The sequence below is a fragment of the Shinella fusca genome (genome assembly GCF_014203155.1).
In the GTDB taxonomy this organism is placed as follows: Bacteria; Pseudomonadota; Alphaproteobacteria; order Rhizobiales; family Rhizobiaceae; genus Shinella; species Shinella fusca.
The window spans coordinates 20,483-34,440 of the sequence record NZ_JACHIK010000023.1; the positions used below are offsets into that span (position 1 = coordinate 20,483).

The following is a 13,958-nucleotide window of genomic DNA, read 5'->3' on the forward strand; positions in this document are numbered from 1 at the left end:
TGGACAAGAGGACACAAGGACGGATCGGCCCGAGAATGACGCGCACCATCGGTCGCATGACGATCGGCATGCTCATCGCAACGTGCATCGCGCCGTTCGTCGCCTACGATCTTGCGAACGGCGTTGCGGTCGGCTCGCTCGAAAGCCAGCTCCAGCGCAGCCTCGTCTTGACCAACCGGGCGATCGAGACGGAGATCGAGCGCTTTCGGTATCTGCCGAAGGTGGTCGGCGAGGATGCACGCATCCGCGCGGTGGCCGGCCCCGACCGCAGCGATGCCTCGCTTGCCGCCGCCAACCGCTATCTGGAAACCATCGTCCGGGAGGCTGGCCCCGCCGATCTCTACGTCCTGGATGCGCAAGGCATCACGCTTGCGGCAAGCAACCATGCGACGCCGGAGAGCTTCGTCGGGCATGACTACAGTTTCCGTCCCTATTTCCACAATGCGATCCTCAAGGGCGAAGGACGCTACTATGCGATCGGCGTAACCACCGGGAAACCGGGATATTTCCTCGCCTCCAGAATCGACAGCGCAGGAAAGCCGCCTCTCGTGGTCGTGGTCAAGGCGGACCTGTCACCGCTGGAACTGACCTGGGAGGCGGCCGGCGTGCAGACCGCCATCGCCGACCAATGGGGCATCGTCTTCCTGTCGGGCAACCCGGACTGGAAGTACCGGCCGCTCGTCCCGCTCGGGGCGGAGGCCTCCGGACGGCTTGTCGCGGAGCGCACCTATGAAGGCGCGGATCTTGCGGCGCGCCCGCCGATCCTGCCGGACGACGCAAGCTTGCCTTCGGCCGCAGCGGAAGGCCCCACCCTCATGCTCCGCGAGGGCAAGGACCGACTGCTTGCTCGCTTCTCGACGGTCGAGCCGGATGGTTGGCGCGTGCTGGCGGCGACGAGCACAGCCGATACCGCGAAGCTCGCCGGCTTCTGGGCGCTCGCCGCGCTGATAGCCGGTCTTCTGGCAACCGGCGCCCTCTACTTCCTCCACCAGCGCGCCCAGTTCATCCGCATGCGGCTGCGGCAGGGCCAGTTGCTCGAGCGCATGGTGGCCGAGCGCACGCAAGACCTCGCCCTGGAAATCGATATGCACCGGAAAACCGAAGAGGAACTGCGCCGCACGCAGGAGGGCCTCATCCATTCGGCGAAGATGGCAGCCCTCGGGCGCATGTCGACGGCGATCGTGCATGAAGTGAGCCAGCCGCTTGCCGCGCTCGACGCGACGCTTGCAACGGCCGGCGTGCTGGCCGGCAAGCAGGCGGCAGAGGCCACGGGCGAGCGCATCGTCGACGCGCGATCCCTCGTCAAGCGCATGCAGCGCACCGTCAAGCACCTCAAGACGTTCGCGCGCAAGGATGCTTCGGAACTGGAGGACGTCTCCATCGATACGGTTATCCGTAACGTGGTGGAGCTTGCCGCCCCGCGTGCTAAAACGCTCTGCGTTACGCCGGCCATCGATGCCGAAGCCCCCTCGCCCGTGGTAAGGGCTGTCGCACTGAAGCTGGAGCAGGCGATGCTCAATCTCCTCCTGAACGCACTGGATGCGGTAGAGGGGCGGCCCGATCCGTCCATCACCATCCGGCGCACGCAGGACGAAACCTGCGTCGCCGTGGCGATCGTCGACAACGGGTCCGGCATCGCGCCGGAGCATCGCGGCCGCATCGCCGAGCCCTTCTTCACGACGAAGCTGACAGGGGAAGGCCTCGGCCTCGGCCTGTCGATCGCCACGACGATCGTGCGCGAATGCGGCGGCGAGATCCGCTTTGCCGAGGCGCCAGGCGGGGGAACCTCCGCAACCATCCGCGTGCCGCTCGGCAAGCGCGACACCGGCCGCCTAGAGGCGGCACAATGAGCCGCGGGCGCATCCTGCTCGTCGACGACGACCGCGACCTCCTGAAGGCCGCGGCGGACTGGCTTGCCGTCAGCGGCTTTTCGGTCGACGCGTTCCACCGACCGGAAGAGGCCTTCACGGCGGCGCTGCGCGAGGAACCGGACGTCGTGGTCACCGACGTGCGCATGCCCGGCATCGACGGGATGACGCTTCTCAACTCGCTTACCCGCCGCAGGGGTGATCTCCCGGTGGTCCTCATCACCGCCCATGGCGATGTGGGTCTTGCGGTGCAGGCAATGAAGCAGGGCGCCGAGGATTTCCTGGAAAAGCCCTATGACGCCGACCGGCTTCTCTCCGTGCTGGACAAGGCTGTCGAGAAGCGGCGGATGAAGCAGGAGATCGCGCGCCTACAAACCCTTGTCGGCGCGCGGGAAGAGCCAGACTCCATCGTCGGCGACAGCCCGGCGATCCGGACCCTGCGCGAACGTGTGGCAACGCTCGCGGACGTGGATATCGATGTCCTGATCATCGGCGAGACGGGCACAGGCAAGGAACTGGTCGCCCAGGCACTACACCGGCTCAGCCGGCGTGCGAAAGGCCCATTCGTCGCGATCAATTGCGGCGCACTGCCGGAAACCATTTTCGAGAGCGAGGTCTTCGGACATGTGAAAGGGGCCTTCACCGGCGCCATCGCCGACCGCGAGGGCAAGTTCGAGCACGCCGCGGGCGGAACTGTGTTCCTCGACGAAATCGAGTCGATGCCCCTCGGCTTGCAGGCAAAGATCCTGCGTGTATTGCAGGAGCGGGTCGTGGAACGACTCGGCGAGAACCGTCCGAGACAAGTCGACGTGCGCATCGTGGCGGCAGCCAAGAGCGACCTTTCGGCCGATATCGCCGCCGGACGCTTTCGCGAAGACCTCTTCTACAGGCTGGCAACCGTGGATATCCGCATTCCGCCGCTCCGTCAGCGGCAGGGCGACATCGGTCTCCTGTTCGGGCATTTCGCATCCCTTGCGGCGTGCCGCTACGGTCGCCCCATCCGCCCGGTCCCCGCCGAACGGATCGCGCAACTGCAACAGCAGCAATGGCGGGGAAATGTCCGCGAACTCAAGGCACAGGCCGAGCGCTTCGCTCTCGGCCTCGACGAGCCCGTCGCGGCGGCAGACGATGAGGCGTTCGGGGCCGATGCACTCACCTTGCCGGAACGGATGGCGTCCTATGAGGCGCATCTCATTTCCGAGGCCTACAATCTTAGCGAAGGCAATGCCGTCCGCGCGGCCGCAAGCCTCGGCATTCCGCTGCGCACATTCAACGAGAAACTGGCCCGCCGTGGCCTGACGGACCTCCGCAAAAGACGGTCACAGATCGATGACGACCGATAGCCGGGCGAAGGTTGCCGCTACCTCTATTTTGCCAGCAACGGTATGTTTTCGCGGAAGATGATCTCCATGCTCAACGGAGGGCATGCAAGTCCCGCCGCGTTCATCGGCGCGGACGTCGAGAACTGCTCGAGCGCCCGGGCGATCACCTGATCCGGATCGGAATTGATGACGGCGTCCATCGTGCCCTCGATCAGGAAGCGGCGCGTGTCGGCGGTCAGTCCGTGTCCGATGAAGACCACGCTGTCGCCCTTGCCGCGTTCGCGCAGAGCCCGCGCGATCCCATCCGACGAACCGCCGACATTGTAGATGCCGACAAGATCTGGGTTCTGGTCGATCAGCGACAATGTGTGCCGATAGTTCTCGTTGCGGTCGTCGTGGCCCTCGCGCATTCCTACCACGCGCAAGCGGGGATAGGTCTCTTCGAGAAGACCGAGGAAGCCGAGTTCGCGTTCCGAATGGGTGCGATATGTGCGGCTGCCGGCGACGAGCGCCACGCTGCCCTCGCGCGAGCCGCAGAACCGGCCGAGCAGATAGGCCGCCGTGCGGCCGGCCGCGTGATTGTCCAGGCCGACATAGGCCTCGCGGGCCGGATGGATCATGTCGGAGACAATGGTGACCAGACGGGTTCCCGCTGCGCTGACCTCTTCGGCCGCCTCGCGCACCAGCGGATGATCGATCGCCATGAAGGCGATGCCATCGGCCCATTTGGAATGGAGCCGTAGCGCCGCCGCTATGGCCGCGGCGTTGAAGCTCTCGATGAAGAAGCATCGTACGGGGCTTGCATCGCGGCGGCCGGTCTCCGCCACGTCCCGGACCTTTTCGCCCAGCAGCTTGAGGTAGGGATTGCCGCCCATCGGCAGCAGGAACGCGATATGGGCGGGGCGCGGGGCGGACAAGAGGTCACGCTCCTCCTCGCTGAGATAGCCAAGATCCACCGCAGCAGCCAGAACCCGCTCCACCGTGCGCGCCTTCACCCCCTTGCGGCGGTTCATCACGCGGTCGACCGTTGCCAGCGAAACGCGCGCGGCGGCGGCGACATCGTTCAGGGATGGATTTCCCGACCTGACCACATTCACCTCAAATCACCTCAATTTTTGCTGTTTGACCTGAGGCTTTCTGTTTCCTACCGTGTTGTCAAGAGGAGGAGATTATCCGGCATCCGTGTGGAGCGGTCGCGGGATGATCACATCAATTTCACTCAGGGAGGATCTCATGAACCGCAAGTCATTCGACATTACACGCCGCGGCGTGATGGGCCTCGGCCTTGGCGCCGGCGTGGCCCTGTTCGCACCGGCCATCGTGCGCGCGGAACCAGTTTCGCTGCGCTATGGCCACAACAACGAGCCGGCAAGCGTCGCCGGCGCCCAGGCGGACTGGTTCGCCGAGGCGGTCGGCAAGCATTCGAACGGCGACGTCAAGGTCGAGGTCTTTCCCTCCTCGCAGCTCGGCAAGCTCCAGGAACTGGCCGAGGCCGTCTCGCTCGGCACCATCGCCTTCTCGCACAACACTGCCGGCGGCATCGGCTCTCTCTACGAACCCTTCGCCGCGCTGGATACGCCCTATCTCTACCGCGACATCGATCACCTGATGAAGGTGATGGACATCAATTCTCCGGTCATGCAGGAACTCAACGAGGGCCTGATCCAGACGGCGAACTGCCGCGTCATCTACGCCCACTATTTCGGCCGCCGGAACCTGACCTGCAACAAGGAGGTCAAGACGCCCGCCGACCTCGCCGGCATGAAGATCCGCGCCGTTCCGTTCCCGATCTACCAGGCCGCCGTCGAGGGCATGGGCGCGGCGCCCGTCCCGGTCGACTGGTCCGAAGTGCCGACCGCCCTTGCGACCGGCGTCGTCAACGGCCAGGAAAACCCGGTCAACGTCATCCTCAACGTCAAGCTCTACGAAGTGCAGTCGCACCTCATGCTGACGGGCCACATGTCGAACGCCGAAGTCGTCGTGATGAACGAAGACGCCTGGCAGGGCCTGTCGGACACCCAGAAGGACGCCGTCGGGAAGGCCTCGCTGGAAATCCGCGACCGCGCCACCAAGGCGATCGAGGACAACGAGGAAAAGGACACCCAGGCGCTGCGCGACAAGGGCATGAAGGTGATCGGCCCTGCAGAAGGCCTCGATGTCGATGCCTTCCGCGCCTCGGTCGGCAAGGTCGTCGAGGAACGTTTCGGCGAGAAGTTCGGCGCGCTCTATGAGAAGATCAAGGCGATCGCCTGATCCTCATCCGGCCCGAAAGGACAATCAGATGATGAACGAAACGGCAGGCATGCCGGGCGGCAGGTTATTGGCGACCATATCCAGGGCTTGCCTCAATCTCGGTATCCTCCTGCTTGCCATGATGAGCATACTCATCGTCGCTCAGGTCCTGGGCCGGAACCTCTTCGACCTCGGCATGCCCTGGGCAGACGAGCTTTCGCGCTTCTGCGGCGTGGCGCTCGTCTTCCTCGGCGTGCCGCTGTTGGCACTGCGCGGCAGCCATGTCGCCGTCGACATGGTGCCGACCATGCTGCCGCCCGCCGGCCGGCGGGCCTGCGCCCTGATTGTCGAGATCATGGTCCTTGCCTTCGGCGCAATCTCCGTGTGGTCGATCTACGCCTTCCTGTCGCGCGCCTGGAAGTTCGCCACGCCCACCCTCGGCATTCCGAACTGGGTCTACTACACGCCGGCGGCGATCGCACTGGCGCTACTCACGATCATCACCGTCTCCCGGATAGCAGCCCTGCTGCGCGGCGCCCACCTGTCACACGATGAGCCCGGGGTTTCGCCGTCATGAGCCTGCTCCTCATCGCCCTCTTCGCCGCCGCGCTCATCGTGGGCGCGCCGATCGCGGTCGCGCTTGGCCTGTCGTCGGCGATCACGATCCTCGCCTACGGACTGCCGATCCATGTGCTCGCACAGCGTGGCGTCAACGCGCTCGACTCAACGCCGCTGCTGGCGGTGCCGCTGTTCATCCTGGCCGCGAGTCTGCTGAGCGCGATCGGCGTGACACAACACATCTTCGACCTGATCCGCATGCTGGTCGGGCGCATCCGCGGCTCCTTCGCCCAAGTGGCCATCCTCGTGAGCCTCATCTTCTCCGGCGTTTCCGGAGCGGCGCTGGCCGACATCGGCGCGCTCGGCAGGATTCAGATCGACGAGATGGTCCGGCAGGGCTACAAGAAGAACTTCGCGGCAGGCCTGACCATCGCCGCGGCGACGATCGGCCCGATCTTCCCGCCATCCATTCCGATCATCATCTATGCCAGCGTCACCAACGTTTCGGCGGTTCAACTGCTCATCGCCGGCGTCGTTCCCGCGATCCTGATCACCCTGTTCCTCATGCTTCAGGTCGCCGTGATGGCGCGCCTTTACGACCTGCCCCGCGATACCGTGAAGCCGACGGTGCGTGAGGTCGCCGCAAAAGCCGTGATCTCCTTCCCCGCGCTGCTTGCGCCGCTTATTCTGATCGGCGGCCTGCTCAGCGGCTATTTCGGCCCGACGGAAGTCGCCGGCGTGACCGTCGCCTATGCGCTCCTCATCGGCGCCTTCATCTACCGTTCGCTCACGCTGAAGGCGATCCTGGACGGTTTGAGGGAGACGGTCGAGGCGACCGCCAGCATCCTCTTCATCGTCTCGACGGCCGCCGTGTTCGCCTGGGTGCTGACGCTCGACCAGGTGCCCGCCAAGGCCGGCGCCCTGCTGCTCGGCCTTTCCGACAGCCCTTTCGTGCTGCTGCTGATGGTCAACCTGCTGCTGCTGATCGTCGGGATGTTCCTGGAATCGATTGCCGCCATCCTCATCATCGCGCCGATCGTCGCACCCACCCTGCATGCGGCAGGCGTCGATCCACTCCAGCTCGGCATTGTCTTCGTGCTCAACCTGATGGTTGGCCTGCTGACGCCGCCGGTGGGCATGAGCCTCTACATGGTGTCGATCATTGCCAGGATGCCGGTTCATTCGGTGGTGCGCGGCGTCCTGCCATTCTTCATCCCGCTGATCCTATCGCTGCTTGTGGTCACGGTCGTACCCGCGGTGTCCACCTGGCTACCGCATCTCATTTCTCAATAGGACACTTCCATGAGCAAATTTCTCGGGCCAATCCGCCAGCTCGGCTACGTCGTCGACGACATCGAAGCGGCAATGAAGCACTGGTACGACGTGATGGGCGTCGGTCCCTGGTACTACAATCCGCGCGTGCCGATCGAGGATTACCGCTACGACGGCAAATCCTACGACGTGCATAATTCGGTGGCGCTCGCCAACAGTGGTTATGTCCAGGTCGAGCTGATCCAGTGCCGCAACGACGCGCCGTCGATGTATCGCGACTTTCGGCAGGCGGGCCATCGCGGGCTTCAGCATGTCGCCTACTGGACGCAGCAATACGATACCGACCTCGCGGCGATGGAAGCCGAAGGCTTCAAGGTCAGGATGAGCGGCAAGGTCGGGGAGAACGGGCGCTTCTGCTATTTCGACCGCGAGGCCCACCCGGGCACGGTGATCGAGCTCTCGGAGGTCATGGGGCCGAAGGGCCGCATGTTCGACCTCATTCGCGCGGCATCGGAAGGTTGGGACGGCAGCGACGCCGTCAGGCCCTTCCCCGACCTGTCGGCGATCTGAGCATGAGCGCCGAACGCATAGAGGCGTCCTACCTGATAGAGACGCCGCTCGATCCTCGCAGGATCGCCGACATCATGGCCGGCGAGCAGTCGAGCGGCACCTTCGTGCGCGTCGCCAACGAGACCGACGAATTGCGCGAGCGCGCCGCCGCCGAGGTCCTTTCCATCAAGGAGCTGGAGCCTGCCCAAGTGCCCAGCCTTGCAAGCGCCTATCTCGAGCGCAAGGCCATCGGCGGGCCCTGGCGGCGCGCCCATGTGCGTGTCGCCTTTCCCATGGCGAATATTGGCGCCAGCCTGCCGACGCTTGCAGCGACCGTTTCCGGAAATCTCTACGATCTCGGCGAGGTGACCGGCCTGAAGCTCATCGACGTCGCGCTGCCACAGGCCTATCGCAACCGCTTCGAGCAGCCGGCCATGGGAGTTTCCGGAACGCGCCGCGCAACCGATGTCCATGACCGGCCGCTATTCGGCACGATCATCAAGCCCAATGTCGGCATGCGCTCGCACGAGATCGCCGATGTCGCGGAGCTTCTGTGTGAGGCCGGCATCGACTTCATCAAGGACGACGAGGTCTGCGCCAATCCGGACCATGCCCCGATTGCCGAGCGCGTGCCAGCCGTGATGGCCAAGATCCGGGCGCACCGGGACAGAACCGGCAAGCATGTGATGGTTGCCTTCAACATCACCGACGAGACCGACGCGATGCGCCGCCATGCCGATCTGGTCGAGCAGGAAGGCGGTTCCTGCGTCATGGCAAGCCTCAACTGGTGCGGCCTATCCGGGATGCAGACATTGCGCCGCGCGACAGGGCTGGCCGTCCACGGCCACCGCAACGGCTACGGCGCCCTCGCCCGCCACCCGGCGCTTGGCATCGGCTTCGACGCCTATCAGGCGCTCTACCGGCTTGCCGGCGTCGACCATATGCACGTCCACGGCATCGGCGGAAAATTCTCCGACGCGGCGGAAGAGGTGAAAGCCGCGGCGCGCCGCTGCCTTCAGCCGCTGGCGGCCGACGCTTCCGGCGACGGCGATATCGTCATGCCGGCGTTTTCGTCCGGCCAGTGGGCCGGCACCTTGCCGGTGACGCTCGATGCGGCGGGCTCCGCCGACTTCATGTTCATGGCGGGCGGCGGCATTCTCGCCCATCCCGACGGCCCGGCTGCCGGCGTCCGTAGCCTGCGCCAGGCCTGGGACGCCATCTGCCTCGGCCAAACCCTTGAAAGCGCCTCATCTTCGCAGAGCGAACTTGCGGCCGCCCTGCGATTCTTCGGTTCCTAGAATGGCGCGGATCGTGTTCATCGGCGACGACTTCACGGGCGCGTCGGACACGCTGGCGACGCTTTCGGAGCGCGGCGCGAAGGCGCGCCTGTTCCTGGACATGCCGAAGGCCGAGGAGACCGCAGGCCTCGACGCCGTTGGAATAGCGACCGATCTCAGAGCCCGGTCGCCCGAGGACATTGCCACGCGGCTGGGTGCGATGGCGCCTGCCCTGCGCGCGCTTTCACCACGGTTCGTGCACTACAAGATCTGCTCGACGTTCGATTCGGCGCCGCAGACCGGTAGCATCGGCGCTGCCGTGAAGACGCTTGAAGCGACGCTTGCCCCGTCACGCACGATCGTGGTCGGCGGTCAGCCGAGTCTCGGACGCTACTGCCTCTTCGGGACGCTCTTCGCGCGCGCGCCGGACGGTGAGGTGTATCGGATCGACCGGCACCCCATCATGAGCCGTCACCCGGTCACGCCGATGGACGAGGCGGACTTGCGGGTTCACCTGGCCAAACAAGGCGTGGAAGGTCTTTCCCTGACGGGCCGCAAGACGTTGGACACCGCCCTGAAAACGGGCCGAACCCTGATCGACGCAATCGAACAGCCGGATATCGACCGCCTCGGGAAACGGCTGGCGGAAATCGACGATCAAGAAGGACCACTACTCCTTGTCGGCGCCAGCAGCGCGGCCGAAGCGCTTTTTCCCGGGGATCCCTTGACGGAACCGAACACGGCCTCGGCTGTGTGGGAACGCGGCCCGATCCTCGCCGTAGCCGGCAGCCGCTCGTCGGCGACGGCGGTTCAGGTAGCGGCCGCCGATAGCTATGAACGTCTCGCGCTCCGGCGGGAGGACCTCAGCCGTCAGGAAGAGCTCGCAAGCCGATGCGCCGGCCGGATCGAAGCCGGTGCGAACGTGATGATCCACCTGAGGCCGAATCTCGACTATGGCCGGACTCCGGCCGTACTGTCCGATTGGCTGGCCCGGCTGACCGGGTCGATCCTGTGCCGGTGCAGCGTCGCCGGCATCGCGGTCGCCGGCGGCGACACGTCCAGCGTGCTCGTGAAACAACTCGGGTTCAGAAGTCTTTCATTCATCGAGCGCGCAGGCCCGGGCGTCGCCGTCTGCCGGGGACATGCAACCGGGAGCCCACTCGACGAAACCGTCCTCCTGCTGAAAGGCGGACAGGTCGGTGCGACCGACCTGTTCGAGCGCTTTGCGGCGCGATTTCCCCGGTAGCTCCGCGGACGGACAGACCGACAACCTTGGCTGAGGCACGGCTGCCTCGCGGCAGGATCGCCATTGCCATTCCGACCCACCCTTGCCGATCCGCAAAATCGGGCCATATCGCTTCAGGAGGTTCACCGGAGCGAAAGCAATTTTCCGTCGCGCGCTACCCATCCTGCTGATCCCGTTGAGCGGCTGTTCCGGCGTTCAGTCGGCGCTCGCCCCCGCGGGTGAAGAGGCGGTCGCGATCTACCGGCTCCTTCTCCTCATGGTCGTCGGCGGCACGCTGATCTGGCTTGCGGTCATGGGATTGCTTCTTCACGCCGCAAGGCGGCGGAGCGCCCGATGGACCGCGCAAGAGGCCGGCCGGTTGATCCTCTTCGGCGGCGTCGCCTTTCCTGTCGTCGTACTGCTCGCCCTGCTTGCCTACGCCGTCTGGCTGATGCCGGCGATCCGGCCCTGGTTCGCGCGACAGGCAACGAAACCGGAAATGATTGAGGTGACGGGCGAACAATTCTGGTGGCGCATCCGCTATCCGGCGGGCGGTGGCATGCCTGCCTTCGAGACGGCAAACGAGATGCGCCTTCCCGTGGGGGAGCGTGTCACCTTCTCGCTCGAGGCTGCCGATGTCATCCACTCCTTCTGGATCCCTGCGCTCGGCGGAAAGATGGATATGATTCCCGGGCGCACGAATACGCTGTCGCTTCTGCCGACGAAAACGGGCGTCTTCCGCGCGCCCTGCGCGGAATTCTGCGGCACCGCCCATGCGCTGATGGCCTTTTCCGTGATCGTCATGGAGCCCGCCGATTACTCGGCTTGGCGGCGCGCACAGACCGCCGGCAACAGGTCGGGCGGGAGCGAAGGGGAACGGCTCTTCGCACATCACGGCTGTGCGGGCTGTCACGGCATAAGAGGCTTGACGCCGCCCGCGAGCCTGGGACCGGACCTCACATTTTTCGGCCAACGCCAGACGGTCGGGGCCGGCACCCTTGCCAATACGCGCGAAAACGTAACCCGCTTCATCCGCAATCCCGCTGCCGTGAAGCCCGGTGCGAAGATGCCGGCCTTCGACATGCTGCCGGACGAGGACATTGCCGACATCGCCGAATATCTCGTGGCGCTCGAATGACCGACGCGGCCCGACCCGAACCTTCGACGGAAGAACGCAAGTCTCAGGAAGCCGAGCTTCGTGCGGTCTGGCGAACGCCGTCCGGCTGGCGCTACTGGACCTCCGTCAACAACACCGAGATCGGCCTGTGGTATGGCGGGGCCGCCTTCTTCTTCAGGCTGTTTGCCGGCGTGCTCGCCCTTCTGGTGCGCGTGCAGCTTGCCGTGCCCGATAACGACTTTCTCTCCGCGGAAACATTCAACCAGGCCTTCACCCTGCACGGCACCGTCATGATGTTCCTCTTCGCCGTGCCGATCTTCGAGGCGGTGGCGATCTTCCTCCTGCCTTCCATGCTCGGCGCGCGGGAACTGCCCTTCCCTCGCCTTTCCGCCTTCGGCTTCTGGAGCTTCACCCTCGGAGGCGTCTTCGTCTGCGGCTCCATTTTCTTCGGCGCGGCACCCAATACCGGCTGGTTCATGTATCCGCCACTCGCCACCGACAAGGAATATTCCGGCATCGGCGCCGACATCTGGCTTCTCGGGCTTTCCTTCATCGAGGTTGCCTCCATCGCTGCGGCCGTCGAGCTGATCGTCGGCATCATGAAGTGCCGCGCACCCGGCATGCGCGTCAACATGATGCCGCTCTTCGCCTGGTATCTCCTCATCGTCGCCGGCATGATCCTCTTCGCGTTCCCGCCGCTGATTGCCGGCGACATTCTCTTCGAGATGGAGCGGATGTTCGACTGGCCGTTCTTCGACGCGGCGCGCGGTGGCGATCCGCTGCTCTGGCAGCACCTGTTCTGGATCTTCGGCCATCCTGAGGTCTATATCATCTTCCTGCCGGCCATTGCGCTCATGGCGATGATCGTGCCGACCTTCGCGCAACGTCCCATCGTCGGCTATTCCTGGATCGTGCTCGCCGCCGTCGGCACCGGCTTCCTGAGTTTCGGCCTGTGGGTGCACCACATGTTCACGACGGGCCTGCCGCAGATATCGCTCGCCTTCTTCTCCGCCGCGTCGGAGGCGGTGGCAATCCCGACCGGCGTGCAGATCTTCGTCTTCATCGCCACCATGCTCGCCGGCCGCGTGATCTTTTCCGTGCCGATGCTGTTCGGCGCGGGCGGCCTTGCGATCTTCATCATCGGCGGGCTGACGGGCGTCATGGTCGCGCTGGTCCCTTTCGACTGGCAGGCGCACGATACCTATTTCATCGTCGCCCACCTCCATTACGTGCTGATCGGCGGCATGCTCTTCCCGGTCGTCGCCGGCATCTATTATTACTATCCGCTGCTCAACGCGCGAAAGCTCTCCGACCGGCTCGGCAAGGCCGCCTTCTGGCTGATGTTCGTCGGCTTCAACGTCGCCTTCTTTCCGATGCATCTCGCCGGGCTGCGCGGCATGCCGCGGCGGGTCTTCACCTATCCCGCCGGGGTCGGCTGGGACTGGTTCAATCTGATCTCGACGATCGGCGCCTTCGTCTTCGCCAGCGGTGTCGCCGTGGTGGTGATCGACGTGCTGAGGCCGAAGCTCCGGCAACCCAAGGGCGAGCAGAACCCGTGGAATGCCGGCACTCTGGAATGGATCAGCGAGCCGGAGGAAAAGTGGGGTGTTCGCTCCATCCCCATCATCACGAGCCGCTATCCGATCTGGGACCAGCCCGGCATCAACGACGATATCAAGGCGGGCCGCTACTATCTGCCCGATGCGAAGGACGGCGCGCGCGAAACGCTCGTCACCTCGGTGCTCGATGCAGAGCCTGTCCAGTGCCTGCGCGTCGGCGGCACCTCCGTCCTCACCATCGTCGCCGCCTTTTCGCTCGGCGGCGTCTTCATCGCGCTCACCTTCCACTGGTGGATCACGACGGCGATCTGCGCGGTGGTCACCCTTGCCGCCATCGTTGCCTGGCTCTGGACGGGCACCGCCGCCATTCCCAGGGAAGAGATGCGCGATGTCGGGCTGGGAAAGACCTTGCCGCTTTACATGTCCGGCCCGCAATCGGTCGGCTGGTGGGCCATGTTCATCACCATGGCCGGCGACGGCACCGCCTATGCCAGCCTGATGTTCGGCTACTTCTTCTACTGGACCATCCACGACGATTTCACGGCCGGCCATGCCGGGCCCGGCATGCTCTGGCCGCTCGTTGCCGCCGGCCTCTTCACGCTGGCCTGGCTGGCCATGCTGCTGGCGCGCTGGGTCAACGGCAAAGACCGGCCGGGCCTCACGCGTCTTTCGCTCCTCGTTTCCCTGTTCCTGACGCTTGCGGCGGGTTGCTCTGGCCTTGCCGGCCCCTATCTCACCGGCATGGAACCGACAGCGCACGTCTATCCGGCTATCGTCTGGGTCGTTGCGCTCTGGACGGTGGTGCATGGCGGCGTCGGCATCGTCATGCAGCTCTATTGCCTGGCGGGTAGCCTTGCCGGACGGATGGACGCCCGCCATGACATCGACCTCCGCAATGTCGTACTCTACTGGCATTTCCTAGTCGTCACGGCGGTCACGTCCTTCAGCGTCCTCGGCCTCTTTCCGGTGTTGAGGTGAT

At 65.0% G+C, this 13,958-nt stretch carries 11 protein-coding genes; 10 read left to right on the forward strand and 1 reads right to left on the reverse strand.

All coding sequences use genetic code 11. From position 1 onward, the window contains the following. Positions 1-35: 35 nt before the first annotated feature. Both HNQ66_RS21525 and HNQ66_RS21530 read left to right on the forward strand, forming a co-directional pair. Positions 36-1,850: a sensor histidine kinase gene (locus HNQ66_RS21525; protein ID WP_184146626.1), complete on the forward strand. Its 1,815-nt coding sequence runs from the start codon at positions 36-38 to the stop codon at positions 1,848-1,850. Continuing rightward, entirely contained in the window at positions 1,847-3,211 is a 1,365-nt protein-coding gene (locus HNQ66_RS21530; RefSeq protein ID WP_184146628.1) for a sigma-54-dependent transcriptional regulator, read from the forward strand. Before HNQ66_RS21525 ends, HNQ66_RS21530 begins: the two co-directional genes overlap by 4 nt. 23 nt (positions 3,212-3,234) lie before the next feature. Here the strand turns inward: HNQ66_RS21530 and HNQ66_RS21535 are convergent, their stop codons facing one another. Beyond that, a complete protein-coding gene (locus HNQ66_RS21535) occupies positions 3,235-4,287 on the reverse strand; it encodes a LacI family DNA-binding transcriptional regulator (protein ID WP_343059599.1) in 1,053 nt (350 codons plus the stop codon). Between the two features lie 136 nt (positions 4,288-4,423). Between HNQ66_RS21535 and HNQ66_RS21540 the strand changes: the two genes are divergently transcribed. The 8 genes from HNQ66_RS21540 to ctaD all read left to right on the forward strand — a co-directional run bounded on the left by HNQ66_RS21540 (position 4,424) and on the right by ctaD (position 13,957). Next, entirely contained in the window at positions 4,424-5,443 is a 1,020-nt protein-coding gene (locus tag HNQ66_RS21540) for a TRAP transporter substrate-binding protein (protein WP_210308854.1), read from the forward strand. Positions 5,444-5,471: 28 nt separating this feature from the next. Then, positions 5,472-5,999: a TRAP transporter small permease gene (locus tag HNQ66_RS21545; RefSeq protein ID WP_184146630.1), complete on the forward strand. Its 528-nt coding sequence runs from the start codon at positions 5,472-5,474 to the stop codon at positions 5,997-5,999. Next, positions 5,996-7,273: a TRAP transporter large permease gene (locus HNQ66_RS21550; RefSeq protein ID WP_184146632.1), complete on the forward strand. Its 1,278-nt coding sequence runs from the start codon at positions 5,996-5,998 to the stop codon at positions 7,271-7,273. The genes HNQ66_RS21545 and HNQ66_RS21550 overlap by 4 nt, the downstream gene beginning before the upstream one ends. Before the next feature lie 9 nt (positions 7,274-7,282). Then, entirely contained in the window at positions 7,283-7,822 is a 540-nt protein-coding gene (locus HNQ66_RS21555) for a VOC family protein (protein WP_184146635.1), read from the forward strand. Between the two features lie 2 nt (positions 7,823-7,824). Beyond that, positions 7,825-9,099: a ribulose-bisphosphate carboxylase large subunit family protein gene (locus HNQ66_RS21560; protein ID WP_184146637.1), complete on the forward strand. Its 1,275-nt coding sequence runs from the start codon at positions 7,825-7,827 to the stop codon at positions 9,097-9,099. 1 nt (position 9,100) lies between these two features. Continuing rightward, positions 9,101-10,324, forward strand: a complete 1,224-nt coding sequence (locus tag HNQ66_RS21565) for a four-carbon acid sugar kinase family protein (protein WP_184146639.1) — start codon at positions 9,101-9,103, stop codon at positions 10,322-10,324. 82 nt (positions 10,325-10,406) lie between these two features. Continuing rightward, on the forward strand, positions 10,407-11,441 hold the full coding sequence (gene coxB / locus HNQ66_RS21570; RefSeq protein ID WP_246434373.1) for a cytochrome c oxidase subunit II: 1,035 nt from the start codon (positions 10,407-10,409) through the stop codon (positions 11,439-11,441). Continuing rightward, positions 11,438-13,957 carry a cytochrome c oxidase subunit I gene (gene ctaD / locus HNQ66_RS21575; protein WP_184146641.1) on the forward strand — a complete coding sequence of 840 codons (2,520 nt, stop codon included), beginning with the start codon at positions 11,438-11,440 and terminating at the stop codon, positions 13,955-13,957. The genes coxB and ctaD overlap by 4 nt, the downstream gene beginning before the upstream one ends. Position 13,958: the final 1 nt, after the last annotated feature.